This window comes from Dactylosporangium sucinum (assembly GCF_014647515.1).
Classification (GTDB): Bacteria; Actinomycetota; Actinomycetes; order Mycobacteriales; family Micromonosporaceae; genus Dactylosporangium; species Dactylosporangium sucinum.
Map to the genome: position 1 here is coordinate 25,619 of NZ_BMPI01000069.1, position 25,581 is coordinate 51,199.

23 protein-coding genes are annotated in these 25,581 nt (G+C 73.0%); 7 read left to right on the forward strand and 16 right to left on the reverse strand.

Annotation, left to right across the window (positions count from 1 at the left end):
• The first annotated feature begins 32 nt into the window (after positions 1-32).
• The gene (locus IEZ31_RS44875; protein WP_190256261.1) at positions 33-698 is read left to right on the forward strand and encodes a response regulator transcription factor; all 666 of its coding nucleotides are present in this window, start codon (positions 33-35) and stop codon (positions 696-698) included.
• The gene (locus IEZ31_RS44880; protein ID WP_190256262.1) at positions 695-1,903 is read left to right on the forward strand and encodes a sensor histidine kinase; all 1,209 of its coding nucleotides are present in this window, start codon (positions 695-697) and stop codon (positions 1,901-1,903) included. The genes IEZ31_RS44875 and IEZ31_RS44880 overlap by 4 nt, the downstream gene beginning before the upstream one ends.
• Before the next feature lie 28 nt (positions 1,904-1,931).
• Here IEZ31_RS44880 and IEZ31_RS44885 read toward each other — a convergent pair whose 3' ends face one another.
• From IEZ31_RS44885 to IEZ31_RS44915, 7 genes are all read right to left on the reverse strand, one after another.
• Complete coding sequence (locus IEZ31_RS44885) at positions 1,932-2,786, reverse strand: HAAS signaling domain-containing protein (RefSeq protein ID WP_190256263.1); 855 nt, start codon at positions 2,784-2,786, stop codon at positions 1,932-1,934.
• Positions 2,783-3,115, reverse strand: coding sequence for a PadR family transcriptional regulator (locus IEZ31_RS44890; protein ID WP_190256264.1), 333 nt, complete (start codon positions 3,113-3,115; stop codon positions 2,783-2,785). The genes IEZ31_RS44885 and IEZ31_RS44890 overlap by 4 nt, the downstream gene beginning before the upstream one ends.
• A 44-nt stretch (positions 3,116-3,159) precedes the next feature.
• Positions 3,160-4,917, reverse strand: a complete 1,758-nt coding sequence (locus IEZ31_RS44895) for a sensor domain-containing diguanylate cyclase (RefSeq protein WP_190256265.1) — start codon at positions 4,915-4,917, stop codon at positions 3,160-3,162.
• Positions 4,918-5,084: 167 nt separating this feature from the next.
• Positions 5,085-6,146: a peptidoglycan DD-metalloendopeptidase family protein gene (locus IEZ31_RS44900; RefSeq protein ID WP_190256266.1), complete on the reverse strand. Its 1,062-nt coding sequence runs from the start codon at positions 6,144-6,146 to the stop codon at positions 5,085-5,087.
• 175 nt (positions 6,147-6,321) lie between these two features.
• Entirely contained in the window at positions 6,322-8,391 is a 2,070-nt protein-coding gene (locus tag IEZ31_RS44905; RefSeq protein ID WP_190256267.1) for a 3-hydroxyacyl-CoA dehydrogenase NAD-binding domain-containing protein, read from the reverse strand.
• A complete protein-coding gene (locus IEZ31_RS44910; RefSeq protein WP_190256268.1) occupies positions 8,388-9,581 on the reverse strand; it encodes a thiolase family protein in 1,194 nt (397 codons plus the stop codon). Before IEZ31_RS44910 ends, IEZ31_RS44905 begins: the two co-directional genes overlap by 4 nt.
• A 332-nt stretch (positions 9,582-9,913) precedes the next feature.
• The gene (locus IEZ31_RS44915; protein WP_190256269.1) at positions 9,914-11,185 is read right to left on the reverse strand and encodes an HRDC domain-containing protein; all 1,272 of its coding nucleotides are present in this window, start codon (positions 11,183-11,185) and stop codon (positions 9,914-9,916) included.
• Between the two features lie 453 nt (positions 11,186-11,638).
• On the opposite strand from IEZ31_RS44915, the gene IEZ31_RS44920 reads away from it, so the two are divergent.
• On the forward strand, positions 11,639-12,610 hold the full coding sequence (locus IEZ31_RS44920; protein WP_229836818.1) for a S1C family serine protease: 972 nt from the start codon (positions 11,639-11,641) through the stop codon (positions 12,608-12,610).
• Positions 12,611-12,706: 96 nt separating this feature from the next.
• A complete protein-coding gene (locus IEZ31_RS44925) occupies positions 12,707-13,552 on the forward strand; it encodes a hypothetical protein (RefSeq protein WP_190256270.1) in 846 nt (281 codons plus the stop codon).
• 124 nt (positions 13,553-13,676) lie between these two features.
• Here the strand turns inward: IEZ31_RS44925 and IEZ31_RS44930 are convergent, their stop codons facing one another.
• Positions 13,677-14,228 carry a DUF3000 domain-containing protein gene (locus tag IEZ31_RS44930; protein ID WP_190256271.1) on the reverse strand — a complete coding sequence of 184 codons (552 nt, stop codon included), beginning with the start codon at positions 14,226-14,228 and terminating at the stop codon, positions 13,677-13,679.
• A gap of 80 nt (positions 14,229-14,308) precedes the next feature.
• Between IEZ31_RS44930 and hemE the strand changes: the two genes are divergently transcribed.
• On the forward strand, positions 14,309-15,322 hold the full coding sequence (gene hemE, locus IEZ31_RS44935) for a uroporphyrinogen decarboxylase (protein WP_190256272.1): 1,014 nt from the start codon (positions 14,309-14,311) through the stop codon (positions 15,320-15,322).
• A 14-nt stretch (positions 15,323-15,336) separates the two neighbouring features.
• Here the strand turns inward: hemE and IEZ31_RS44940 are convergent, their stop codons facing one another.
• Complete coding sequence (locus IEZ31_RS44940) at positions 15,337-16,359, reverse strand: HEAT repeat domain-containing protein (RefSeq protein WP_190256273.1); 1,023 nt, start codon at positions 16,357-16,359, stop codon at positions 15,337-15,339.
• 153 nt (positions 16,360-16,512) lie between these two features.
• The gene (locus IEZ31_RS44945) at positions 16,513-17,280 is read right to left on the reverse strand and encodes an SDR family NAD(P)-dependent oxidoreductase (protein ID WP_190256274.1); all 768 of its coding nucleotides are present in this window, start codon (positions 17,278-17,280) and stop codon (positions 16,513-16,515) included.
• 22 nt (positions 17,281-17,302) lie between these two features.
• On the opposite strand from IEZ31_RS44945, the gene hemG reads away from it, so the two are divergent.
• Both hemG and hemQ read left to right on the forward strand, forming a co-directional pair.
• Complete coding sequence (gene hemG / locus IEZ31_RS44950) at positions 17,303-18,643, forward strand: protoporphyrinogen oxidase (RefSeq protein WP_190256275.1); 1,341 nt, start codon at positions 17,303-17,305, stop codon at positions 18,641-18,643.
• A 5-nt stretch (positions 18,644-18,648) separates the two neighbouring features.
• Complete coding sequence (gene hemQ, locus IEZ31_RS44955; RefSeq protein WP_190256276.1) at positions 18,649-19,350, forward strand: hydrogen peroxide-dependent heme synthase; 702 nt, start codon at positions 18,649-18,651, stop codon at positions 19,348-19,350.
• A 33-nt stretch (positions 19,351-19,383) separates the two neighbouring features.
• Here hemQ and IEZ31_RS44960 read toward each other — a convergent pair whose 3' ends face one another.
• The 6 genes from IEZ31_RS44960 to IEZ31_RS44985 form a co-directional block, all read right to left on the reverse strand.
• Positions 19,384-19,815, reverse strand: a complete 432-nt coding sequence (locus IEZ31_RS44960) for a GNAT family N-acetyltransferase (protein ID WP_373294791.1) — start codon at positions 19,813-19,815, stop codon at positions 19,384-19,386.
• 10 nt (positions 19,816-19,825) lie between these two features.
• Positions 19,826-21,190: an FAD-dependent oxidoreductase gene (locus IEZ31_RS44965; RefSeq protein WP_190256277.1), complete on the reverse strand. Its 1,365-nt coding sequence runs from the start codon at positions 21,188-21,190 to the stop codon at positions 19,826-19,828.
• A gap of 13 nt (positions 21,191-21,203) precedes the next feature.
• Positions 21,204-22,271: a right-handed parallel beta-helix repeat-containing protein gene (locus IEZ31_RS44970; protein WP_190256278.1), complete on the reverse strand. Its 1,068-nt coding sequence runs from the start codon at positions 22,269-22,271 to the stop codon at positions 21,204-21,206.
• Between the two features lie 90 nt (positions 22,272-22,361).
• The gene (locus IEZ31_RS44975) at positions 22,362-23,852 is read right to left on the reverse strand and encodes a deoxyguanosinetriphosphate triphosphohydrolase family protein (RefSeq protein WP_190256279.1); all 1,491 of its coding nucleotides are present in this window, start codon (positions 23,850-23,852) and stop codon (positions 22,362-22,364) included.
• A gap of 10 nt (positions 23,853-23,862) precedes the next feature.
• Positions 23,863-24,756 carry a methyltransferase domain-containing protein gene (locus IEZ31_RS44980; RefSeq protein ID WP_190256280.1) on the reverse strand — a complete coding sequence of 298 codons (894 nt, stop codon included), beginning with the start codon at positions 24,754-24,756 and terminating at the stop codon, positions 23,863-23,865.
• A complete protein-coding gene (locus IEZ31_RS44985; protein WP_190256281.1) occupies positions 24,756-25,544 on the reverse strand; it encodes a TetR/AcrR family transcriptional regulator in 789 nt (262 codons plus the stop codon). Before IEZ31_RS44985 ends, IEZ31_RS44980 begins: the two co-directional genes overlap by 1 nt.
• Between the last annotated feature and the right edge of the window lie 37 nt (positions 25,545-25,581).

A 25,581-nucleotide genomic window follows, 5' to 3' on the forward strand; every position in this document is an offset into this window, starting at 1 on the left:
ACACTGGCTCGATCCGGGTTGGGAGACTTGACGTGCGCGTGCTGGTGATCGAAGACGAGCGGAGCCTGGCCGACGCGATCGTTCGCGGTCTACGGCGGCAGGGCATGGCCGTCGACGTCGCCTACGACGGCGCCGACGGGCACGAGATGGCGATGGTGACGCGGTACGACGTGGTCGTCCTCGACCGTGACCTGCCGAGCAAGCACGGCGACGAGATCTGCGCCGACCTGGTCGCCTCCGGCGCGCTGACCCGGGTGCTCATGCTCACGGCGAGCGGCAGCGTCGCCGACCGGGTGGAGGGCCTGCAGATCGGCGCCGACGACTACCTGCCCAAGCCGTTCGACTTCAGCGAGCTGGTCGCCCGCGTGCAGGCACTCGGCCGCCGGGCCACGCCCGCCGCCCCGCCGGTGCTCACCATCGGCGACCTCGTCCTCGACCAGGCCAAGCGCACCGCCACCCGGGCCGGGCAGCCGCTCGACCTGACCCGCAAGGAGTTCGGCCTGCTGGAGGAGCTGCTCAAGGCCCGCGGCGCCGTCGTGTCCAGCGAGGAGCTGCTGGAGCGGGTCTGGGACGCCAACGCCGACCCGTTCACCACCACCGTGCGCGTCACGATGATGACCCTGCGCAAGAAGCTCGGCGAGCCGGCGCTGATCGAGACCGTCGTGGGTGCCGGCTACCGCACCCGGCTCCCGCAATGACCGTCTACGACGCCCGCCGCGCCGCCGTCTTCCGGCCCACCCTGCGGCTCCGGCTCACCCTGCTCAACGGCATCCTGCTCGTCGGCGCCGGCCTGGTGCTGGTCATCCTGGCCTACATCCTGGTCGACGGCGCGCTCAAGCCGGCCGACCAGCTCCAGCCGGGCACCCGGGTGGTGCTCGCGGACGGCTCCGAGGTCGATGCCCACCAGTGGCAGACCGAGCTGGTCGACGCCGCCGAGTGGGAGCTGCTCACCCGGGGCAGCCTGGCCCTGCTGCTCATCGGCATCGTCGGCGTCGCCGGCGCCTACGTCGTGGCCGGCCGGGCCCTGCGCCCGCTGCAGCGCGTCACCACCACCGCGCAGCGGCTCACCGGCGAGACGCTCGACGCGCGCATCAACTACGACGGCGCCGACGACGAGGTGTCGGAGCTCGCCAAGACCTTCGACGCGATGCTCGACCGCATCGGCGAGGCCTTCGAGACGCAGAAACGCTTCGTGGCCAACGCCTCGCACGAGTTACGCACACCCCTGGCCGTGATGCGGACCGAGGTCGACGTGACGCTCGACGATCCGGAGGCCGACGTCGAGGAGTACCGCCGCATGGCCACCGTCGTCCGCGACGCCTCCATGCGCGCGAACGCGCTGGTCGAGTCGCTGCTCCTGCTCGCGCGGACCGAGGCGCAGGCCGGCCGCCGCCTGGGCCGGAAGGTCGGCACCGACCTGGCGACGGGCGTGACGGTGGCGATGTCGGCGATGGGCAAGGAGATCAAGCGGCTGGGCCTGTCGGTGGACACCGACCTCAAGCCAGCCAACGTCGTCGGCGATCCGGGCCTGCTGGAACGCCTGGCGGGCAACCTGATCGAGAACGCGGTGCGGTACAACCACCTGAGCGGCCGCATCTGGGTGCGCACCGGGACCGACGACACGCTGGCCTGGCTGGTGGTGGGCAACACCGGCTTTGAGGTGGCCTCGCCGGACGTGCCGGCGCTCTTCGAGCCGTTCCGCCGCGGCGGCCGCGAGCGCACGGGCGCCCGCGGCTCGGGCCTGGGGCTGTCGATCGTCCGGGCCGTCTGCGACGCCCACGGGGGCGGGGTGAGCGCGGTGGCGCTGGACGGCGGCGGGCTGGAGGTCACGGTGAGCCTGCCGGCGGCGGCGGTGACGCCGCTGCTGTCGGGGACGGCGGCGGTGAAGCCGGCGGCGCGCTGACGGCGCCGGCCGGGCCGCTTGTCCATGATCAGTGCCGGAGTGCGTGGGCCGCGTGGGTGCGGCGGAGGCGCACCGCCAGGTCGACCAGGCTCACCAGGATGATCAGGGCGGTGATCTCCTTGAAGGTCTGGTCGGCCGCCTGGGTGACGAAGATCGGGCCGCTGCCGATGAGCCAGGTGAGGACCGCGCAGGTGACGGCGCCGTGGACCAGTTGGGTGACCGGCCAGGGCCTCCAGATCGCCACCGCCTCGCCCACCAGGAGGGTCAGCAGCAGGGCGAACATCACCGGCCCGCGCACGTCGAGGAAGCGCTCGTGGTAGGTGAGCGCGTCGATCGCCGGCTGGGGCAGGCCGACCGTCCTGACGGCCGCCGGCGGGTCGAGCAGGACGGCCGTGCCCGCGGCGTAGAAGACCAGGGCGGCGATGCGGCCGGCGCGGTTGACGTGCTCGTTGCGCGCCCGGCCGGGGCTCCACCGCACGGGGCGCCGGCGGCGGTGCCAGGCTCGCAGGGCGAAGCCGACGAACAGCAGGCCGAGCCAGGCGAAGACCACCGGCCAGGCCGCGTCCGCCGCACCCTGGAAGTCGCGGACCGGCTTGATGATCTCGCCGAGGAAGGCGCCGAAGTGGATCAGCAGCGCGCCGCCGATCCCCAGCGACAGGAACCGGCGGGTGTCCACCGGGTCGATCAGGGTGACCGGCGGGCCGTATCGCGCGGCGACCTCGGCCGGGTGCCCGAAGCTCGCGAGCACGGCCTCGACGTCCCGGTCGGCGGACTCGTCGGTGAGTAGCGCGCGTAGCTCCTGCGCCACGTCGCGGCGTTGCCGGCGGGGCAGGAGCGCCACGACGTCGGCAACGTAGCGGTCGATCAGCTCGTCAGGGGTCATGACGCCTCCAAGAGATTCCCCATCGCCTCGTTGAGGCCGCGCCAGGAGCCGGTCAGCCGCCGGAACAGGCGTTCGCCCTCGGGGCTGAGCGCGTAGTACCGCCGGGGCTTCCCGTCCGCGGTCCGCCACTCGCTGCTCAGCACGCCCTGCGCCTCCAGCCGGCGCAGCAGCGGATACAACGTGCCCTCCTCGATCGGCAGTCCCTTGTCCGTGAGGGACTGCCGCAGCTCGTAGCCATATCGCAGCTCGCGCAGCTGGGAGAGCACCGCCAGCACGACGACGCCGCGGCGCAGCTCCTGCTCGAGCTTGTCGAAGGCGTCGCTTACCATGCGCCACACAGTACCATGTGGCACACAGCTTCCCAACGGGCGCCTCAGGCGCGGTGGCGGCCGGGGCGGGACGGGCCGTGCTTGACGGCGTACATCGCCTGGTCGGCCGTGCGGATGACCTGGTCCGGGTGCTCGCCCGGAGCGGCCAGGTGCAGGCCGATGCTCGCCCCGATGCCGACCTCGTGCCCGAAGATCTCGAACGGCTCGCCGATCAGGGCGCGCAGCCGGGCGGCCAGGCCGCTCGCGTCGTCGGACGGGCCCACTCCCGGCAGCAGCAGCACGAACTCGTCACCGCCTACCCGGGCCAGCACGTCGGCCGGGCGCAGGCAGGAGCTCAGCCGCGCGCCGACCTGGCGCAGCAGCTCGTCGCCGGCCTCGTGGCCGAGCTCGTCGTTGACCGGCTTGAAACCGTCGAGGTCCACGAACAGCACGCCGACCGGGCTGGCCTCCAACGAGGCCGCCAGGCGTTCGTGCAGCCGCCGGCGGTTCGGCAGGCCGGTCAGCGGGTCGTGGTGGGCGTCGTGGGCCAGCCGGTCCTGCATCTCCCGGCTGTCGGTGATGTCGCGGGCGTTGATGACGACGCCGTCGAGGGCGGCGTTGTGCAGCTGGTTGGAGGCGGTGAAGTCGAACCAGCGGTGCGTGCCGCCGGCCTGCAGGACCCGCACCTGCATGCGCTCCAGCGCGCCCTTCTCGGCCACGAGCGCGGCGAAGCGCTCGCGGACGTGCGGGCGGTCGTCCTCGTGCAGGATGTCGAAGACCGAGCTGCCGACGGCCCCGAAGCCGAGGATGCGCATGCCGCTCGGGCTGGAGTACACGACGCGCCCCTCGGCGTCGAGCACCGTGACGACGTCGGGCGCGTGCTCGACGAGCGCCGAGAAGCGCTCCTCCGCGCGCCGCCGGACGAGCTGCGAGCGGTACCCGAGCACGGCCAGGCCGCCGACGCCCACGAGCAGCATCGTGAGCAGCATGACGTTGATGGTGAGGCTGCGGTTGCGGACCGGGCCGTCGAACGTGGCCCTGGACTGGGTGCGGACGTAGGCCCACCCGCCCGGCAGCCCGCCCTTGACGACGGCGATCATCGTGCGGCCGGAGGCCTCGCGGTAGTTGACGAACACCGACTCCTGCGAGTCCAGCTGCTCGATGATGGCCGAGTCGACCAGCGTCCCGACCTCCTCGGGCACGCTGGAGGCGCCGACGGTGCCGGCCGAGTCGACGAGCATCGAGGTGTGCGCCTTGTCGCTGAGCTTCACGAGGTACTCCTGGAGCTGGCTCTGGGCGACCGGGATGTACCCGTAGAGCAGCGCCACCGGCTGGCCCGCGACCACGATCGGCACGGCGACGGCCTGCACGAAGGTGTTCTTGATGTTCATGATCGACGAGAAGCCGGGCCGGCCGAGCGCCAGGGCCGAGATGACCGGCTTGTAGCCGACCCCCTCCATGTCGGGGAAGAAGTTCCGCGTGCGGGTCGAGTTCAGGGGGTTGCCGGTCAGGTCGGTGAGCACCAGGCCGTACTGGAAGAACGTCGATTTGTCCGCGTACTCGACGAGCGCCTCCCGGTCGCCCGGGTCGTCCGCGGTCAGCGCGAGCGGGTGGCCGGCGACGAAGTCGCCGAGCTCCTTGGCCGAGACCCACAGCAGCTGCTCGGCGAGCCCGCCGTTGTTGCCGGCCAGCGCGAGCGTGTCGGCGCGGTGGACGGTCTCCGCGGCACGCAGCGCCGACCGGTTGACCGAGATGCCGACGGCCCCGATGGCCAGCAGCAGCGTCGCGCCGATGCCCACGACGAGCCAACTGCGCAGCCGCATCCGTGGCACCTCCGTCGACAACCCGCTGATTGCGAGCGCCTCATCGGCGATCCCGACGCCACCTTGAAGAAACTGTGTGGACCGTCACCGCCGCGAAGCGGTGGACGGGCCGGTGCTCGATGAGCCGGGACTTCGGCATCACGGCGCGGCTGCCCGCGCTGCGGGGGTCAGCCGATGGGGGCGCCGTGGGACCGCATGAACGGTAGTGGGTCGACGGCGTTGTAGGGGCCGGTCGGTGGGGCGTTCACGTGCACCTCGTAGTGCAGGTGCGGTGCGGAGGAGTTGCCGGAGCTGCCGACGTAGCCGATGACCTGGCCGGCGGCGACCTTCTGGCCGGGCTGCACGATCGCGCGGCGGACCATGTGGCAGTACAGCGTCGCGATGCCGCCCGCGTGCTGCAGCTTCACGTACCAGCCGCAGCCGCCGATCGACGCGCTGCCGGTCTGGTCGCAGGAGTGGCCGGCCTCGATGTTGCACACCACCTCGACCACGGTGCCGGCCGAGGCCGCGCGGATCGGGGTGCCGGTGAACGACATGATGTCGACGCCGATGTGGTTCGGGTTCCTCGGCGTGCGGAAGCCGGGGCGGGCCGTGAAGCCCGGCAGCGGGCTGACCCAGCGCCCGGCGGCCGCGGGAGGAGCGGCGGGAGCGGCGGGAGCGGCGGCCGGCGGCGGGGCCGTGGCCGCGCACGGGGGCGGGGTCGCGCTGCGCCGGACGTACGCGTCGGAAACGTAGGTCCCCGAGGGCAGGCGGTTCCACATCGGCGTGGTGCGGACCCGGCCGGCGATGTTCTCGCCCCGGACCTGGCAGGTCAGCGTCAGCGCCGTGCCGTTGGCGAGGGCGGCGACGAGCGGGGCGCCGTGCGCGGGGGCGGAGCGGGCCTTGAGCGGGATGCCCCCCGACGCGACCGTGCCGGCGACCGCCGCGGGTGCGGCCGCCGCCGCGGCGACGGGCGTGGCGGTCTCGCAGGCCGGCACCTCCTGCGGCCGGCGGATCCACGCGTCGGAGACGTAGGTGCCGTCGGCGAGCCGGTCCCACAGGTCGGTGACCCGGACCGTGCCCTGGTCGATGCGCTGGCCGCGGACCTGGCACACGATGGTGACCGAGCTGCCGTGCGACAGGGTGCGCAGCTGGGCCGTCCACACGGCCGAGCCGGCGCGGACGTTGAGCGGCCGCTTCGGCGACACCACGGTCGCGGCCTGCGCGGCTTGTGCGGTTTGCACATCCACCGCAGGCAGAAGGCCGCCGATCAGGACGGCAAGAAACAGGGCGGTTTTGCGCATGGTGCACCCCCGTGCCTGAAGAACGTGGCGGCCGGGGGGACCGCGTGACGAACCCCGCCAACGCTAGGCGCTGGCGGGGTCCTTGTCCGGCGATCGGTAAATATTTCCCTCGATAGCGGGGTCAGGGCGCGTTTGCCACGCCCGGCGGGAGGAACCGCGCTCCGGTGACCTTCTCGGAGATGCCCTCGCGGTCGAGGTACGGCGTGATCCCACCGAGGTGGAACGGCCAGCCGGCGCCGAGGATCATGCACAGGTCGATGTCGCGGGCGTCCGCCACGACGCCCTCGTCGAGCATCAGGCGGATCTCCTGGGCAAGGGCGGACGTCGCCCGGTCACGCAGTTCCTCCACCGACGACGGCCGGTCGCCGACCTCCAGCAGGGCAAGGACCTCCGGGTCGGGGTTGCCCTCGGCGTCGGTGAAGCCGCGCTTGCCGGCGGCGACGACCCGGCCCAGGTTCGGCGAGACGCCGAAGCGGTCCGGGAAGGCGCCGTGCAGCGTCTCGGCGACGTGGTGCGCGACGGCCGGGCCGACCATGGTGAGCAGGGCCATCGGGCGCATCGGCAGGCCGAGCGGGTCGAGCGCCGAGTCGGCGACGTCGATCGGGGTGCCGTCGTCGACCGAGGCGGTGACGACACCGAGGAAGCGGGTCAGCAGCCGGTTGACGACGAACGCCGGCGCGTCCTTCACCAGCACCGACGACTTCTTCAGCGCCTTGCCGACCGCGAACGCGGTGGCGAGGGTCACGTCGTCGGTCTGCGCCGCCCGGACGATCTCCAGCAGCGGCATCATCGCGACCGGGTTGAAGAAGTGCAGCCCGACCACGCGCTCGGGGTGGGCGAGGTCGGCGGCCTGCTCGGTGACCGACAGCGACGAGGTGTTGGTGGCCAGCACGCAGTCGTCGCGGACGATCTTCTCGATCTCGGCCCAGACCTGCTTCTTCACGCCGAGGTCCTCGAACACCGCCTCGAGCACCAGGTCGGCGTCGGCGAACGCGGCCTTGTCGACCGAGCCGCTGACGAGGCCCTTGAGCTTGGCGGCCTTGCCGGCGTCGAGGCGGCGCTTGGCGACCAGCTTGTCGACCTCGGCCCGCACGTAGCCGACGCCCTTGTCGACGCGCTCCTGGTCGAGGTCGGTCAGCACCACCGGTACCTCGAGACGACGCACGAACAACAGGGCGAGCTGCGACGCCATGAGCCCGGCGCCGACGATGCCGACCTTGTTCACGTCGCGGGCGAGGCCCTTGTCCGGCGCACCGGCCGGCCGTTTGGCGCGGCGCTGCACGAGGTCGAACGCGTAGAGGCTGGCGCGAGCCTGGTCGCCCATGATGAGGTCGGCGAGCGCCTCGTCCTCGGCCGCCGTGCCCTCGTCGAACGTGGCGGTCTTCGCGAGCGCCAGCAGCTCCAGCGCCTGGTTCGCCGAGCTCACGGCGCCGTGGAGGCGCTCGTCGAGCTGGTGCTTCGCGAAGTACAGCACCCCGTCCCACATGTCCCGGTCGACCTCCGGCCGGGTCACGGTGACGGTGCCGTCGACGACGCCCTCGGCCCACTCCAGCGACCGCTCCAGGTAGTCGGCCGGGTCGAAGATCGCGTCGGCGATGCCCATCTCGTGGGCCTGGGCCGGCTTGAGCTGCTTCTGGGTGAGCGGGTTCTGCAGGATGACCTGTGCCGCGGCGGCGATGCCGACGAGGTTGGGCAGCAGCTGCGTGCCGCCCCAGCCGGGCACCAGGCCGATCGCGACCTCGGGCAGCGCGAGCGCCGCGGCGCCGGAGGAGACGGTGCGGTAGTGGCAGTGCAGCGCGACCTCGAGGCCGCCACCCATCGCGGCGCCGTTGACGAACGCGAACGTCGGCACCGTCGAGTCGCGCAGCTTGCGGAAGACGCGGTGCCCGTACCGACCCAGCTCCACCGCCTGCTCGCGTGAGGTCAGCAGCGGCATGCCGGTGATGTCGGCGCCGACGCAGAAGATGTACGGCTTGCCGGTCAGCGCGATGAACTTGGGCTGCGCGGCGACGGCCTCGTCGATCGCCGCGTCGAGGCTGGCCAGCCCGCCGGGGCCGAACGAGTTCGGCTTGGTGTGGTCGAAGCCGTTGTCGAGCGTGATGATCGCCGCCCGCTCGCGGCTCGGCAGGGTCACGAACCGCAGCAGCGCCTTGGTCACGACCTCGTTCGGGTTGGTGATGGTCGCGGTCACTTGTCGCCCTTCCAGTTCGGGTTCTCCCAGATCACGGACGCGCCCATGCCGATGCCGACGCACATGGCGGTCAGGCCGTAGCGCACCTCGGGGTGCTCGGCGAACTGCCGCGACAGCTGGGTCATGAGCCGAACGCCGGAGGAGGCGAGCGGGTGCCCGACGGCGATCGCGCCGCCCCACGGGTTGACCCGCGGGTCGTCGTCGGCGATGCCGAAGTGGTCGAGGAAGGCGAGCACCTGCACGGCGAACGCCTCGTTGAGCTCGAACAGGCCGATGTCCTCGATCGTCAGGCCGGCCTGGCGGAGGGCCTTCTCCGTGGCCGGGATCGGGCCGACGCCCATGACCTCCGGCTCGACGCCGGCGAACCCGTACGCGACCAGGCGCATGCCGATCGGCAGGCCCAGCTCCCGGGCGACGTCCTCGGCCGCGATGATCGACGCGGTGGCGCCGTCGTTGAGGCCGGCCGCGTTGCCCGCGGTCACCTTGCCGTGCGGGCGGAACGGGGTCTTGAGCGTGGCCAGCTTCTCCAGGCTCGTCTCGCGGGGCGCCTCGTCGACGGTGGCCAGGCCCCAGCCGGCCTCCGGGTCGCGGGTGGCCACGCTGACCAGGTCGGGCTGCAGCTTGCCGGCCCGGTAGGCGGCGGCCGTCCGCACCTGCGACGCGTAGCCGAACCGGTCGGCGCGCTCCTTGGTGATGCCGGGCAGCCGGTCGTGGAGGTTCTCCGCCGTCGAGCCCATGACCAGCGCCGACGGGTCGACGAGCTGCTCGGCCAGGATGCGCGGGTTGGGGTCGACGCCCTCGCCCATCGGGTGGCGGCCCATGTGCTCCACGCCGCCGGCGATCGCCACGTCGTAGGCGCCGAACGCGATGCCGCCGGCGACGGTGGTCACCGCGGTGAGGGCGCCGGCGCACATCCGGTCGATCGCGTACCCGGGCACCGACTTGGGCAGGCCGGACAGGAGGGCGGCGGTGCGCCCGATGGTGAGACCCTGGTCGCCGATCTGCGTCGTGGCCGCGATGGCGACCTCGTCGACCCGTTCGGGCGGCAGCTGCGGGTTGCGCCGCAGCAGCTCCCGGATGCAGCGGATGACGAGGTCGTCGGCGCGGGTGTTGGCGTACATCCCACCGGCCTTGCCGAACGGGGTGCGCACGCCGTCGACGAAGACGACGTCGCGGACGGTACGGGGCACGGAGTCCTCCTCCTGACGAGTTGGAGGCAATGTTACTCGCCAGTAAGTCCGCCGGCCCTATGGATCCCCCCACACCACGCCGCCGCTCACCTTCGTCCCGCGATGTGTCCCGCGATCGTGTCCTGCGATCTTGGAGTTGCGGTCCCGGCTTTATGCCGAAAAATCGGACATATTCGGGACTACAAGTCCAAGATCGCGGGACACGGGTGCGGCCGGCGCGTCCGGCGCGGCCTGGGGCCGCGCAGGGCTGGGCCGCGCAGGGCTGGGCCGCGCTGGGCCGCGCGAGCCTGCGGCGCGTCCGGCGCGGGGCTGGGCCGCGGGTCGGGGGTGTGTCAGGTGGGGGTGTGGAGGGCTGCCGTCAGGCCCGGAGTGACCAGCGCGACCTGCCAGGGGCGCGCGCCGTAGCCGGACAGCACCGCCGCCACCGCGTCCTCGGTCAGCTCCTCCGGCGGCGACCAGGCCAGCCGGCGCACCGAGTCGGGGGTGATGAGGTTCTCCGGCGGTAGCTGGTGCGCCCCGGCCAGGCTGGTGACCAGCTCGCGACAGCGCGCCAGCCGGGCGGCCGCGACCGGGTCGCGCTCGGCCCAGCGGTGCGGTGGGGGCGGGCCCTCCGACGGCGGCGTGGTCGGCAGCTCCTTGTCGGACAGGGCGCGGGCGTCGGAGAGCGCGCCGAGCCAGGTCGGGGCCAGCCGGCGCACCGACCGGCCGCCGAAGCCGGCCAGGGCGAGCAGGCTGCGCTCGTCCTTCGGGTCGGCCTCGGCCGCGGCGATGATCGCGGCGTCGGCCAGGACCCGGCCGGGGCTCGCGTCGCGGCGCTGGGCGATCTCGTCGCGGGCGGTCCACAGCGCGCGCACCCGGGCCAGGGCACGCGCCCCGCGGACCCGGTGGATGCCCGAGGTGCGGCGCCACGGGTCGGCCCGCACGCGCGGCGGGTCGCCGGCCGAGGCGACCAGCGCGGCGAACTCCTGCTGGGCCCACTCGGTCTTACCCTGCTTCTGCAGCTCCTCGACGAGCGTGTCGCGCAGCTGGAGCAGCAGCTCGACGTCCAGCGCCGCGTAGGTCAGCCAGGACGTCGGCAGCGGCCGGGTCGACCAGTCGGCCGCCGAGTGGTGCTTCTCCAGCGTGTAGCCCAGCAGCGACTCCGTGAGCGCGGCCAGGCCGACCCGCTCGAAGCCGCACAGCCGGGCGGCCAGCTCGGTGTCGAACAGCCGGGTCGGGCGCAGGCCGAGCTCGGTGAGGCACGGCAGGTCCTGGCTCGCGGCGTGCAGCACCCACTCAGTGGGCGAGATCACTTCGTCGAGCTCGGGCAGCTGCCCGAACGGCAGCGGGTCGATGAGGATCGTGCCGGCGCCGGCGCGGCGGAGCTGCACGAGGTACGCCCGATGGGTGTACCGGTAGCCGGAGGCGCGCTCGGCGTCGACCGCCACCGGGCCGGAGCCCACGGCGAAGCGTTCGACGGCGCGTGCGAGCTCGGCCCGGTCCACGATCGGCTCGGGTGTCCCGTCTCGGGGGGCGGTCAGCAGGACGGGCTCGGTCGTGTCGTCCGGTTTGCCCGGACTGTCTGGCTCCTCGTCCCGACGCCGCGCGGGGGGTTCGTCGGTCACGCGGACCACGGTACGTTGCGGCACAGGTGCCCCGTTGCAGCCGGTCCGGCGCGTCGGGTTCGAGACCCCTTACCGACCCCCGCGAAGACGGCCGAAAAGGGTTGGGAATCGGGTCGGACAGACGATGGGGATAGCCGGTACGGTCGCGTGCGCAGGAAATCCGGATCTGTCGGCAGGTTGCATCTGTCCACAGGTTGCCTCGAAGGTCGCGGGGCTTGTGCAGGCCGTCTAGGGTGAGGCCGACCGGCGACACCGCGACATGGCAGCCTGCGTGCGAGCAATTGTCCGGCGAAAACGGGCGGAATCGTGACAGGAAGGAAAACGAGAAGCATGACGGCCGGGTATGACCCTTCCAACCCGGTGGCTTCCGGCACCTCAGACTCGTACGAACGGCCGCAACATGCGGACCGTGCGGCCGACGAGTCGGAGCGACTCGGTCCACTTCCCCCGCGCATGACGTCCACCGGCTCGTTCCAGGCGGTGTCGAGCACCGGGTCGCTGCAGACCGGTGCGCTGCAGACGGGGCCGGCGCCGACCATCACCGGCGCGCTGCCGACCCAGCCGACCAGCGCCTGGCCGGTCTCCGGGCCCGTCTCCGGGCCGGGCCAGCCGCGGCCGCACAGCGGACCCCCGCTCGGCCCGCCGCCCGCCCGGCGCAGCGGCACCTCGGTGTTCGCCCTGGTGCTGGCGATCGTGCTGCTCATCGTGGTCGGCGTGCAGGCGGCGTTCATCGTCAGCCTGCAGGGCCGCCTCGACAAGACCGAGGACACGCTCACGCAGGCGCAGCAGGCGGACGAGTCGCGGCTCAAGGCCCTCGAGGGCCGGGCCGACAAGCTGGAGGCGAAGACCGGCGGCAGCCTCGACGCGGCCGAGGTCGCCGCGAGTGTGCGGCCGAGCGTCTTCCGGGTCTCCACCAAGTATGCGACGGGCACCGCCTTCGCCCTCGGCAAGGAGCCGGCGGGCGGCGGGACCAACCTCATCACCAACTACCACGTGGTGCAGGAGGCGTACGAGCGCAACGAGCGCAACGTCAGCCTCGAGCGCACCGACCAGCGCTTCGGCGCGACCATCGTCGAGGTTCACCCGGACAAGGACCTGGTCGTGCTGCACACCGACGAGGTGTTCACCCGGCTCAACCCGGCGCCGGAGGTCCCCAAGGTCGGCGAGCCGGTGCTCGTCGTCGGCTCCCCGCTCGGCCTCGAGGACACCGTGACGACGGGCGTGGTGAGCGCCTTCCGCACGTTGAGCGGCGAGCAGCTGATGCAGTTCGACGCGGCGATCAACCCGGGCAACTCCGGTGGTCCGGTCTTCAACGCGAAGAAGGAGGTGGTCGGCGTCGCGACGCTCAAGGCCCGGGAGGCCGAGGGTATCGGCCTCGCGATTCCGATCACGGTGGTCTGTCAGACGGTCAACAACGTCTGCTGAGCCGTAGTCCCTGAACCACCCGCCGTTGCGTCCCGGTCGCGACGGTCGTTCGACGCCCGCCGGGGCGCTGCCCGGCGGACCACCAGGAGGAAGCAGATGTCATACCCCGGAAACCCCCAGGGGAACCCGAACGAGGGATACGGCTACCCCGACCCGAACGCGCCCGCCGGTGCCTACCCGCCCGCGCAGCAGCCGTCGTACCCGGCACCGCAGCAGCCGTCGTACCCGGCTCCGCAGCAGCCGTCGTACGACCAGCCGGTGTCGCCCTACGGCGGCCCCGTGCCGCCGCAGGCCGCTCCGCTCCACGACCAGGGCACCACGCAGTTGCCGTCCTACGGCAGCGAGGGCTCCTACAGCCTCGACCCGTCGGTCTCGGCCCCGCCGACCGCCCCGATGATGGCCCCGCCGCCGATGTCCGGCCCGCCGATGTCGGGTCCGCCCATGTCCGGCCCGCCGAACACGTTCGGCCCGGTCTCCGGCCCGCCCGCGTTCCCGGCCCAGCCGATGGCGTACCCGCCGGTCGAGACGCCGAAGAAGCGGGGCGTCGCCGTCCCGATCCTGGCCAGCCTGCTGGCGCTCGCGGTCATCGCGGCCGGCGTCTTCGTCGGCCTCTACGTCGACAAGAGCGGCAAGCTGGACAAGTCGGAGAAGCTCGCCGCCGACCGGCAGGTGACGATCGACAACACCAACAAGGATCTCGAAACCACCAAGGCCGACCTCAAGTCGAAGGCCGACGAGCTCGCCAAGGCGCAGCAGGACCTGCGTGGCACCCAGTCCGACAGCACCGAGGCCAAGCGTCAGCGCGACGTCATCGGCACCTGCCTGAAGCTGCTGCTCGAGGCGTCGGAGGCGGCCAACAAGAACGACCAGACCACGTATCAGAACAAGATCCAAGAGCTGCAGAAGCCGTGCAACGAGGCTCAGGTTCTGCTCGGGTTCTAGTCAGCGCTGGATGACCTGACGCACGGCCGGCGCTGAACCAGCGCCGGCCGTCGCATACGTTTTACGCCATCCGGCTCGGGTCCGGTTGTGCACGTGTGCGGCCCACTCGGCGAGCAGTCCCGGTCTACGCGCGGAGCGCGGTGACGCCGGGCGGGGGCAGGCCGGCCGTCGAGGCCAGCAGCGCGCACCAGGCGTGGACGTGGGCCTGGATGTCGTCGTCGGTCGGCGTCCACGAGGCCCGGATCTCCAGGTCGGCCGCCGCCGGCGGCCCCGCGAGGTCGCCGAACCGGGTCGACAGGGTCTGCGTGACCGTGCCGCCGATCGCCGTGTAGGCGGCGTGGTGCCCGTCGAGCGCGTCGGTGAGCCAGCTCCAGCCGACGCCGGGCAGCAGCGGGTCGGCGGCGAGCTCCGCCTCCAGCTCGGCCGTCACGTACGTCACGAACCGCATCGTCCCGTCCCACGCCTCGTGGCCGGCCGGGTCGTGCAGCAGGATCAGCCGCCCGGTGGCCACCTCGTCGCCGTGGCGCAGCACCGTGCCGCCGAGCGCGTGCGCGTAGGGCGCGAGGCGCTGCGGCGCGGGCACCTCCTCCAGCGTGATCTCCGGCCGGGCGGTCACGGCACGCAGCTCCTCCACCGCCCGGGTGAACGTAGGGGGAGTCGCGGTCGATGGCGCCATAACGGAAGACTAAGAGAGAAAGTCGCGCAGGGGGTGCCGCCGCGCCGCCGCATTGCGCCGAGTGAAACGATGGTCGCGCTATGGATGACACGACGAAGGTCCTGCTGCGCGCCGCCCGCGGTGAGGCGGTGCCGCACACGCCGGTCTGGTTCATGCGTCAGGCGGGCCGGTCCCTGCCCGAGTATCGCGAGGTCCGGGCCGGGATCGGGATGCTGGAGTCCTGCCGGCGGCCCGACCTGGTCACCGAGATCACCCTGCAGCCGGTCCGCCGGCACGGCGTCGACGCGGCCATTCTCTTCAGCGATATCGTGGTGCCGCTGCAGGCGGCCGGCGTCGACCTCGACATCGTCGCGGGCACCGGCCCCGTGGTCGCCAGCCCGGTGCGCACCATGGCCGACGTCGAGGCGATCCGGCCGCTGGAGCCCGAGGCGGTCGAGTTCGTCGCCGAGGCCGTCCGCCAGCTCAAGCGCGAGCTCGGCCCGACGGCGCTGATCGGCTTCGCCGGCGCGCCGTTCACCCTGGCCAGCTACCTCGTCGAGGGCGGCCCCTCGAAGCACCACGTGCTCACCAAGGCGCTCATGCTGGGCGCCCCCGACGTCTGGCACGCGCTGTGCACCCGCCTCGCCGACATCACCCGCACCTTCCTGCGGGTGCAGGTCGACGCCGGGGTCGACGCGGTCCAGCTGTTCGACTCGTGGGCGGGGGCGCTGTCGGAGGCCGACTACCGGCGCTCGGTCCTGCCCCACTCCGCGAGCGTGCTCGGGAGCCTGTCCGAGGTTCCCCGCATCCATTTCGGCGTGGGCACCGCCGAGCTGCTCGCCGCCATGAGCGAGGCGGGCGCCGACGTGGTGGGGGTGGACTGGCGCACGCCGCTGGACGTCGCCGCGAGCCGCGTGCCGGGCAAGGCCGTGCAGGGCAACCTCGACCCGGCGGTGCTGTTCGCCCCCTGGGAGGTCGTCGAGCAGGAGGCCCGGCGCGTGCTGGCGGAGGGCACCAAGGCCCCCGGCCACATCTTCAACCTCGGCCACGGCGTGCTGCCGGAGACCGACCCCGACGTCCTGACCCGCCTGGTGGAGCTGGTCCACACGGTCTAGCGGTGCCGGCGGTCTCAGCGGTCGGTGGGGACCCAGCGGGGCCAGCCGTGGTCGCCGGCCAGCTGGGCCAGGCGCGAGGCGAGCATCAGCCCCGTGGCCGGGGCGTTGCCGAGCAGCCGGCCGTGCACCTGCTCGGCGACTTCCGGCGCCCGGTATTCGGCGTGCTCCAGCAGCTGCAGGGTCACCGACCACCAGTAGCGGTCCTCGTCGGTGGCGTGCGGCGCGCCCGCCCGGAACCAGTCGGCAAGGCCGTCGAGCAGGTCCTCGCCGACGCCGTCGGGGTCGGTGAGGCGCAGCGCCGCGCACACCCGGGCCACCACGTCGTCGTCCCAGCCCGACAGGTGCCCGCGCACCAGCGTGTGCAGCGACGGATGCCCGAGGGCGCCGGCGGCGTCGATCTCCAGCGAGTACACGTTGTCGCGCGCCAGCCGCTCGTGCAGCACCGGCAGCACCCGCTCGTCGCGCCGCCGGGCCAGCCCGAGCAGCGCCTCGCAGCGCGTGTCGTCGTGCGGGTCGTCGAGCCGGGCGACCAGCGCCTCGCGGACGGCCGGCTCGTCCACTTCGGACAGCTGGGTGCCGAGCGCGAAACAGGCCCAGTCGCGCACGTCGTCGTCCCGGTCGCCGCTCAGCGCGAGCAGCGCCCGCACGGTCTCGCCCGGCGTGGCCTCGCCGAGCACGCTCGGCAGCGCCTGGGCCACGGCCCGCCGCACGCGCGCGTCGGTGTGCCGCGCGAGGGGCAGCAGCAACGGCAACGCGGCGTCGTCGTAGCACCACGCTACGGCGTCGGCCAGCTCGGCCGGGGTGGTCGTGGGGGTCTCCAGGAGCGCGGCGATCGTGCGGGCGGTCGGCTCGGCGTCGTCGACCGGGACCGCCCGCGCGCCCAGCCCGGAGACGTCCGCGAGCTCGCCCAGGTCGGCGAGGTCCGCGAGGCCGGCGATCACCTCGGCGAGCGGGTCGAGCCCGTATGCATCGGCATGATGCCCGTGCGGGTCGACCGGCTCGTCGGGTGACGGTCTGGAGGACGCGAGGTCGCTCATCCGTGAGAGTGTGCGCGCCTCCGGCGAGATCTTCCAGAGGGGTTCGCCCCACAGATGGACATCGCCTTTTCCGGCATCACCCGAGCCGCCGACATATCGACGCACATCGGGTGTGCGACATGCGGCACATCAGTCCCTCAGCGGCTCCGGCGCTCAGCGGCCCCGGCTCTCCAGGCGCAGTGACTGCCAGGAGCCGTCGGCCGCCCACCCGCCGTCGACGGAGAGCGCCGCCCCGTTGACGAATCCGCTGCGCGCCGGGTCGGCCAGGAACGCCACCGCTCGGGCGATGTCCTCCGGCTGGGCGAACCGGGCCATCGGCACGTGGTCGGTGATGTCGCCGTCACCGTAGGCGCCCGAGGCCTGCGACTCGTCGTCCATGTCGGTCTTGACCCAGCCGGGGCACACCGCATTGACCCGGACGCCGCGCCCGCCCCACTCGACCGCGAGCGTGCGCGTGAGGCCGATCAGCCCGTGCTTGCTGGCGTTATAGGCCACGCGGTCGGCGACCCCCAGCAGACCCGCGACGGAGGCGATGTTGACGATCGTGCCCGAGCCGCGCACCAGCATCCGCCGCCCGAACGCCTGGCTCAGCAGGAACGGCCCGGTCAGGTTGACCTCCAGCACCCGGCGCCACTGGGCCGCGCCGGTCTCCTCGGCGGGCGCGATCGACGCGATGCCGGCGTTGTTGACCAGCACGTCGGCGCGCCCGAACCGCGCCTCGACCGCGGCCACGAACTGCGCCACGTCCGCCTCGTCGGACACGTCGCCGGCGAACGTCAGCGCGTCGATCGCCTCGAAGCCGAGGACCGGCTGCCGGTCGAGCAGGGCCAGGGCATAGCCCTCCTCGGCCAGCACCTCCGCCGTCCGCCGCCCGATGCCCTGCGCCGCGCCCGTGACAACTGCCACTCGCTCTTCCGTCATGCCGCGACAATAGACTCGGGGTATGACAAAGCGCGTCGTGGTCGTCGGTGGCGGCATCGCCGGGCTGGCCGCGGCGCAGCGCCTTCTGGAGCGTGGCCTCGACGTCGTCCTCGTCGACCGCGGCGAGCGCACGGGTGGCAAGCTGCGCACCGGCACCCTGGCCGGCGGCCCGGTCGAGCAGGGCGCCGAGTCGTTCCTCATGGCCGGCCCCGACGGCGGCCCGAGCGCCGCGGTCCGGCTGGCGGGCGCCGCCGGGCTGGCCGGCGCCGTGGTCCACCCGACACCCGCCCGCGCCGCGGTGGCGATCGACGGCGGCCTGCGCGAGCTGCCGTCCGGCACGCTGATGGGCATTCCGCTGGCGGAGGATCCGGGTGTACCGGACGTGTCCTCCGACGCCCCCCTCCTCCCGCCCGGCGGCGACCTCACCGTGGGGGAGCTGGTCCGGCCGCGCCGCGGCGACGCCGTCGTGGACCACTACGTCGAGCCCCTGCTGGGCGGCGTCTACGCGGGCCGGGCCGACCGCCTGTCGCTGCGCATGGCCCTGCCGAAGCTCGCCGCGGCGGCCGAGCGGTCACACACGCTCACCGAGGCCCTGCGGTCGGCGGTGGCCGCGCCGGCGTCCCGCGGGCCGGTGTTCGGGACGATCGAGGGCGGCATGAGCCGGCTCACCGACGCCGTCACCGCCGCGCTGCCCGACGTGCGGCTCGGCTCGACCGTCCGTGAGCTGCGCCGCCACGGCGCCGGCTGGCGGCTCACCGTCGGCTCGACCCACGACCCCGGCTTCCTCGACGCCGACGGCGTGGTGCTCGCCGTCCCGGCCGCGCCGGCCGCCCGACTGTTGTCCACTGTGGAGGGACTGGCGGGGGTGCCGCTCGAGTATGCCTCGGTGGCGCTCGTCGCGCTCGCCCTGCCGGCGACGAAACTGCCCGAGCTGTCGGGCTTCCTGGTGCCGGCGACGGAAGGGTTCGCGGTCAAGGCGGTCACCTTCTTCGACCAGAAGTGGGCCCACCTGCACCGCCCGGGCGTCACGCTCCTGCGCGCGTCGGTCGGCCGCCACGGCGACGAGCAGCAGTTGCAGCGCACCGACGAGAACCTGGTCGCCCTGGTCCGTCACGAGCTGGCCGTGCTGCTCGGCGTGGACGCCCTGCCCGACCCCGTCGCCGGGGCGGTGTACCGGTGGGGTGGCGCGCTCCCGCAGTACACGCCGAATCATCAGGACCGCGTGCGGACCTTGCGCGAAACGCTGCGCCGCCACCCGGCGATCGCCGTGGCCGGGGCGGCGTATGACGGTGTGGGCATTCCCGCCTGCATCACATCCGGCTGGGCCGCGGCCGACGCGGTCCTCGAAGGGCTGGGAGAATAGCCGCCATGACGACCACCAACGCCGCCCGCATCCGCGAGCTGAACGACACCATCCGATACACGATGTGGTCCGTCTTCCGCGCGTCCACCCCCGTCGACCCGGCCCGCCGCGACGAGATCGCCGCCGAGGTGACCGCGTTCTTCGCCGACCTGGCCGCCAAGGACGTGGTGGTCCGCGGCACCTACGACGTGGCCGGCCTGCGCGCCGACGCCGACCTCATGGTCTGGTGGCACGCGCCGAGCGCCGAGGCCCTCCAGGAGGCGTATGCCGCACTGCGCCGCACCTCCCTCGGCGCCCTGCTCACGCCGGTGTGGTCGCAGCTGGCCCTGCACCGCCCGGCCGAGTTCAACAAGAGCCACATCCCGGCCTTCCTGGCCGACGAGCACGCCCGCGCGTGGATCTGCGTGTATCCGTTCGTGCGGTCGTACGAGTGGTATCTCCTGCCCGACGAGGAGCGCCGCGCGATGCTGGCCGAGCACGGCCAGATGGCCCGCGGCTTCCCGGACGTCCGCGCCAACACGGTGGCGAGCTTCGCCCTGGGCGACTACGAGTGGATGCTGGCCTTCGAGGCCGACGACCTGCACCGCATCGTGGACCTCATGCGCGAGTTGCGCGCGTCGAGCGCCCGCCGCCACGTCCGCGAGGAGGTCCCGTTCTACACGGGCCGCCGCCGCGACGTCGCCGACCTGGTCGCCAACCTCCCGTAGCCCGCGGCCCTGAAGATGGCGGGCCGGCGCCGGTCAGGTGGCGGGGCGGCGCATGTGGATGTGTTCGATGCCGTCCTCCAGGAACGGGCCGCCCTCGGCGACGAAGCCGGAGCGTTCGTAGAGGCGGACCGCGTCCGTCTGGGCGTCCAGGACCACCTCGTGGCCCGGGCCGATGTGGGCCAGGGCGTCCGTCAGGAGGCGGGCCGCCAGGCCCTGGCCGCGGGAGGCCTTCGCCGTCACGACGCGGCCGATGCGGAAGACGCCGAAGGGATCGGCCAGGACGCGCAGGTACGCGGCCGGGGTGCCGTGCTCGTCGTCCAGCCAGAAATGTACCGTCGCCGGCTCGGCGTCGCGGCCGTCCAGTTCGGGGTACGCGCAGCGCTGCTCGACCACGAAGACGTCGCAGCGGAGCTTCAACAGGGCGTAGAGGCGGAACGGGTCCAGGTCCGCGAAGTGTGCCAGCACCCGCGCGATCCTACCGATCGTCCGTGAGCTTCTCGGCAGCCTTGCGGGCGGCGATCAGGATCGGGTCCCAGACCGGGGCGAAGGGCGGGGCGTACGAGAGGTCGAGGGCGGTCATCTCCTCGACCGTCATCCCGTGCCACAGCGCCACCGCCAGGGCGTCGATGCGTTTCGCGGCGCCCTCCTGGCCGACGATCTGGCCGCCGAGGAAGCGGCCCGTGGTGCGCTCCGCGATGATCTTCGTCTTGATCGTGCGGGCGCCCGGGAAGTAGCCGGCGCGGGTGGTCGACTCGGTGACCACGCTGTACGTGCTGAAGCCGGCCGCCTCCGCCTCCGCCGTGGTCAGGCCGGTGCGGGCCACCTCGTGCGAGCAGACCTTCGACACCGCCGTGCCCACGACGCCGGGGAAGGTGGCGTAGCCCCGGCCGATGTTGATGCCGATCGCGCGGCCCTGTTTGTTCGCGTGGGTACCGAGGGCGACCGCGACCGGCCGCTGCGACACCAGGTGCAGCGTCTCCACGCAATCGCCGGCGGCCCAGATCCCCGCCACGGACGTGCGCATGCGGCGGTCGACCCGGATGCCGCCGGTCGGGCCGACGTCGATGCCGGCGGCCGCGGCGAGGCCGCTGTTCGGGCGGGTGCCCAGGCCGAGGATGACGATGTCGGCGGGGATCTCGCCGGCCGTCGTGTGCACGGCGGTGACCCGGCCGGCGCGGCCGGCGAAGCCGGTCAGGCGCTCGCCGAGCCGCAGCCCGACACCCTCGCGTTCCAGGGCGAGCGCGACCAGCGCGCCCATGTCGGGATCGAGCGTGCGCATCGGCTGCTCCGCCGCGTCGACCAGCGTGACGTCCAGGCCGTGCCGCAGCATCGCCTCGGCCATCTCCAGCCCGATGTAGCCGCCGCCCACGACGACGGCGCGGCGGGGAGCGTGGCGGTCGAGGTACCCGAGAATCCTGATGCCGTCGTCGAGCGTCTGCACGCCGTGGATGCCGGCCAGCACCGCGCCCGGCACCTCGGGGCGCGCGGGCGTGCCGCCGGTCGCGATGACGAGCTGGTCGAAGGGCTCGTGATACTCGCGGGCGGCGTCGCGGACCACCACCTCGCGCCGGTCGGTGTCGATCGCCAGCACCTCGCTGCCGAGCCGCAGGTCGATCTGCTGACGCTCGCGGAACTCCTCCGGCCGCCGGGCGATGAGGTCGTCCACGTCGCCGACGTCGCCGGCGACGAGGTAGGGAATGCCGCAGGCCGAGTACGACGCGTGCTGGCCACGCTCGAACGCGACGATGCGCAGGTCGTCGGCCGGGCGTCGCCGACGGGCCTGCGAGGCCGCGCTCATCCCCGCGGCGTCGCCGCCGATCACCACCAGTCGCTCGCTCACCCAACCATTGTGATCAGTCGTGCCGATCCGGTGCGGGAATGGGCACGCCGGTGTCGTCCCAGACGTTGCCGGCGTTCTGGGTGAGTGTCGTCTGCGTGCTGATGAGGATGGGGCAGACGTACTTCGACGCCCGGCCGAAGCGGTTGTTCACGACGGTGATGCCGGTGAGCGTGGCCGCGCCGCCGCCGCGGTGGGCGAAGTTCAGCGTGCAGGCGCCGCCGTCGAGCCAGTTGCCCTCGACCCGCAGGTCGCCGCTCGCCCCGCCCTCCTGGGTCACCTGGAGGGCGGCGTTGCTGTCGCGACCGGCGTCGAGCACGTTGTGCCGCAGCGTGATCCGGCGCTTGCCGAGTGCCACCACGGCGTCCCGGATCGCCGGCCCGCCGCCGAGGTCGTGCACCCACGAGTCCTGCAGCACCACGTCGTTGCCGGTCGCCTTGACCCCGTTGACGACGCCGTGGATGTTGACCCGGGTCAGGTTCGTCGCGCTCGCCCACACCCCGTCGAGGCAGTCGCCGGCCGACGCCGGAGCGATCTCGACGTCCTCCAGCGTGGCGCTGCCGGCGCCCTCGACCTGGACGACACCGCCGCACCTGGCCGCGCCGCCGCGGATCACCGAGTTGCGAATGGTCACCTTCTTGCCGGTGATCCGCACGAACCCGCGGATGTCGGCGTTCTCGACGACCTGGTTGTCGGCCGAATACGTCTGGTCGCCGGTGACGACCGTGAGCCGCGTGCCCGGGATGACGCCGGTGTTGCCCGCGGACGGCTTGCCGGTGCGCTCGACGGACTTCGGGGTCGTCTTCGGCGAGGCCGACGCCGAGCCGGACGGCGACGCGGAGGGCGAGGCGGGCGCGGAGGAGCCGGCGGTGCCGGGCAGTCCCGCCATGCCGGCCGAGCGGCGGCTCTCCGGCGTGCCGCCGAGGGCGCGCTCGTCGGCGCTGGGGACGATCACCGGATAGAGCAGGACCGAGGTGAGCGCGATCGTGACCACGCCGGCAGTGGCCACGCCGATCGGCGCCCACGGCAGAGCCCGCCAGTCGAGGTGGCGGGGGGTAGTCGGAAGATCACCTTCGGTGGTCACCGACCATTTCTAGTGGTACCAGAGTGACAATGTCCAGCCAGTGATGCAGGTGTTTACCGAAGTGTTTCCGCCATCTGGAGAAATGCCACGTCACAGCACGAACGCGTCGGTCCACAGCTGCCTCGACCGGCCGGACAGCGCCTCCAGCAGGCTGACCGCCTGGCCGTCGGTGAGCGCCGCGACGAAGTCGACGATCGCCCGCCCGCGCGCCATCCCGGCGGTGTCCAGCGGCGTGCCGGCCGCGAGGCCGTAGTCGGCGCCGGTCAGCCCGGCCACCTCGGCCTGGGCCAGCTCGACCAGGTCGTGCAGCCGGCGGGGGAGGCGCGCCTCCTCGTCGGGGTCGACGAGCCACGCGTGCAGCGCCTCGACCAGCGCCGCGAGCAGCCGCGCCTGGCCGCGCTGGTGCAGCGCCAGGTCGGGCCGCTCCAGCACGAACCGGTGGTGGATGAACTTCAGGACCTGCACCTCGTGCCACTGGGCGACGCCGAGCCGGACGTGGCCGGAGCGCACCGGCGGGTCGGGCCGCACGTGGATGGCGTCGATCAGCCGGCGGGTCCAGCTGGCGGAGAAGCCGGCCACGGTCTGCTCCGCGTCGATCGATCCATCGAACGGTACCGCCAGCAGCCCGTCGACCAGCTCCTGCCGGACGTGTTCGACGGCCGCCCGGAAGGCGTCGTCGTCGCAGATCCAGTCGTCCTTGCGGCGCACGTCGCGCCACAGCAGCTCGACCGAGCGACCGGGCCGGCGGCTGGTCGCCCGCAGCGCCTCGACGCTCAGCCCGCGCAGCTCGGCCGCGTCGCGCTGCCAGGCGATGAGCTCGGTGGCCACGGCTCCCTGCTGCAGGACCCCGACCCGGTGGAAGTCCTCCAGGTCGTGGATCGCATACGCGATGTCGTCGGCGGTGTCCATGACCGACGCCTCGGGCGTCTGCTGCCAGTCGGCGAGCCGCCCGGCGAACGGTGCGCGGGCCTGGCGCAGGTCGGCCAGCTCGGTCACGTAGGCGCCGAACTTCGCCGAGCCGTCGAGCGGGTCGCCGGCGGCGCCGCGGGGCGTCGGCTTGAGGTGCCGCGGGTGCGGGTCGGGGTAGGTCCGGCGGGTCCACGGATACTTCAGCAGGGCGGCCCGCACCGCCGCGGTGAGGTCGAGCCCGGTGCCGATCCGGTACGACTGGGCGTTGCCCTCGAAGCCGTCGGGCAGCCCGAGCCGCTCGCGGGCGAGCCGGTCGAGCACGTGCTCGCCGAGGTGCCCGAACGGCGGGTGGCCGAGGTCGTGGGCGAGCGCGGCCGCCTCGACGACGTCGGGGTCGCAGCCGCCCAGCTTGTCCAGCAGCTCCCGCTCGACCGGCTCCGCGGTCAGCCGCTCGACGATCCCGCGGGCCACGCTGGCGACCTTGAGGCTGTGCGTGAGCCGGTTGTGCACGAGCAGCCCCGAGCCGCCCGGGCTGATGACCTGTGTGACGCCGCCGAGGCGCGCGAAGAACGGCGACGCGACGATCCGGTCGCGGTCGACCCGGAACGGGTTCAGCGCCAGGTCGCCGAGGCTGACCGCCGCCCCGTCGAGCCGTTCCTCTCGAAGATCCATACCGGTCAGGCTACGCGGGCTTGCGGACCTCGATGATGAAGCCGCTGGCCACCTGGGCCGCCATCGGGTGGTGGACCATGATCAGGTCCAGCAGCTTCAGCGGGGAGAGGATCCAGGTCAGCGGCAGGACCAGCCGGTAGAGCCTGGTGGAGCCGAACGACAGCAGCATCGCCAGCCACTCCTGGAACACCCAGATCATGCCCGACGTCGGGCCCGCCCCCGGCTTGAGGCTGAGCACCTCGAACTGCGGGAACTGCTCCTTCAGCCCGACCTCCGTATACCGCTGGAAGTCGTACGGCGAGGCGTGGAACGGCTGCATGAACGGGACGAACACCAGCATGCGGCCGCCCGGCCTGAGCACCCGGTGCATCTCGGCGATGTGCGCGGCCGGGTCGGGCACGTGCTCCAGCACCGCGATGCTCACGCCACCGGCCAGGCTGTCGTCCGCGAGCGGCAGCTTGCGCAGGTCGGTGACGATGTCGACGTTGCCGTACGACCCGCCGTCCATGCAGATGACGCGCTCGTCGCGGCGGTGCGTGCCGCAGCCGAAGTCGGCGACGAGGTCGCGGTCGAGGTCGAAGCTCTTGAGGAACCCGCTGATCGCCCCGGGGCGGTCCATGACCGGCGAGAGAACCCTGATCGCGGTCGGGTAGAGCTTGTGGAACCGGGTCTTGACGAACTCCTTCACCCGGTTGAGCGCGTCGGCCTTGAGCTCCTCGGACTCGAAGCCGCCGAACTTCAGCTGGGCGCCGGTGCGCCGGCCGGCGGTGCCGCACTGGGGGCACACGACGGTGTCGCGCAGCGGGTGATGGCAGCTCGGGCAGGCCAGCACCTCGGCGAGGCGGGCGTGCCGGGCCAGCGCGGCCGGCGCGACGGCCGGCGTGTCGACGATGGTGTCGTTCATCAGTCCCGCACGCTAGCGGACTCGGCCGCCGGGTGACAGGTCGGGTCGGCGGCGCGGCGCTCGACGAGCGCCTCGATGCCGTCGAGCAGCCGGTCGAGGCCGAACTCGAACTCCTCGTCGGGGTCGCCCGGCGGCAGGTCCAGGACGCCCGACTTGATCAACTCGCCGACCGCTGGGAACCGCGCGGGATCCACCAGCCGGGTGAGCAGCCGGCCGTAGGTCTGGATCGCCTCGTCGGGGGTGGTGCCCGCCGCCTCGGCCGACGCGGTCATGTCGGCGGTCATCAGCGCCCAGTTCCGCACGTGGCCGGCCACCGTCATGATCGTCGACAGCTTCTCGTGCTCCATGAGGCCGGTGCCGCGCAGCACGGTGAGCCCGTAGTCCATCCAGCCGATCTGGTTGGGGGTGAGCGGGGGGCCGGTGAGCGGCACCCGCACCACCCACGGGACGCTGCGCAGCAGGACGAGGTGGTCGCGGGCGAAGCGGGTCAGGCCGGCGCGCCAGCCCTCACCGTCGACCGGCAGCGGCGCGGGGCCGATCGCGGCGTCCACCATGAGGTCGAGCAGCTCCTGCTTGGCGGTCACGTATCGGTACAGCGACATGGTCGCGGCACCGAGCTCGGACGCCACCCGGCCCATCGACACCGCGGCGAGGCCGTCGGTCGTCGCCACCTTCACGCCCGCGGCGACGATCCCGTCCAGCGTGAGGCCGGGCTTCGGCCCCTTGCCGGGCCGGGCGCGCAGCCCCCAGGCGGCGGCCAGGCTCGCGGGGATCGTGTCGTCAGTCATTGACTCAGCATTCTACTTCTGCGTATAACTTACGCAG

What these genes read in the sequence shown, in the direction of transcription:
- IEZ31_RS44880 (WP_190256262.1), top strand. Translation starts at nt 695, where the DNA reads ATGACCGTCTACGACGCCCGCCGCGCCGCCGTCTTCCGGCCCACCCTG.
- IEZ31_RS44885 (WP_190256263.1), bottom strand. Translation starts at nt 2,786, where the DNA reads ATGACCCCTGACGAGCTGATCGACCGCTACGTTGCCGACGTCGTGGCG.
- IEZ31_RS44890 (WP_190256264.1), bottom strand. Translation starts at nt 3,115, where the DNA reads ATGGTAAGCGACGCCTTCGACAAGCTCGAGCAGGAGCTGCGCCGCGGC.
- IEZ31_RS44895 (WP_190256265.1), bottom strand. Translation starts at nt 4,917, where the DNA reads ATGCGGCTGCGCAGTTGGCTCGTCGTGGGCATCGGCGCGACGCTGCTG.
- IEZ31_RS44920 (WP_229836818.1), top strand. Translation starts at nt 11,639, where the DNA reads ATGACGTCCACCGGCTCGTTCCAGGCGGTGTCGAGCACCGGGTCGCTG.
- IEZ31_RS44925 (WP_190256270.1), top strand. Translation starts at nt 12,707, where the DNA reads ATGTCATACCCCGGAAACCCCCAGGGGAACCCGAACGAGGGATACGGC.
- IEZ31_RS44930 (WP_190256271.1), bottom strand. Translation starts at nt 14,228, where the DNA reads ATGGCGCCATCGACCGCGACTCCCCCTACGTTCACCCGGGCGGTGGAG.
- hemE (WP_190256272.1), top strand. Translation starts at nt 14,309, where the DNA reads ATGGATGACACGACGAAGGTCCTGCTGCGCGCCGCCCGCGGTGAGGCG.
- IEZ31_RS44940 (WP_190256273.1), bottom strand. Translation starts at nt 16,359, where the DNA reads ATGAGCGACCTCGCGTCCTCCAGACCGTCACCCGACGAGCCGGTCGAC.
- IEZ31_RS44945 (WP_190256274.1), bottom strand. Translation starts at nt 17,280, where the DNA reads ATGACGGAAGAGCGAGTGGCAGTTGTCACGGGCGCGGCGCAGGGCATC.
- hemG (WP_190256275.1), top strand. Translation starts at nt 17,303, where the DNA reads ATGACAAAGCGCGTCGTGGTCGTCGGTGGCGGCATCGCCGGGCTGGCC.
- hemQ (WP_190256276.1), top strand. Translation starts at nt 18,649, where the DNA reads ATGACGACCACCAACGCCGCCCGCATCCGCGAGCTGAACGACACCATC.
- IEZ31_RS44975 (WP_190256279.1), bottom strand. Translation starts at nt 23,852, where the DNA reads ATGGATCTTCGAGAGGAACGGCTCGACGGGGCGGCGGTCAGCCTCGGC.
- IEZ31_RS44980 (WP_190256280.1), bottom strand. Translation starts at nt 24,756, where the DNA reads ATGAACGACACCATCGTCGACACGCCGGCCGTCGCGCCGGCCGCGCTG.
- IEZ31_RS44985 (WP_190256281.1), bottom strand. Translation starts at nt 25,544, where the DNA reads ATGACTGACGACACGATCCCCGCGAGCCTGGCCGCCGCCTGGGGGCTG.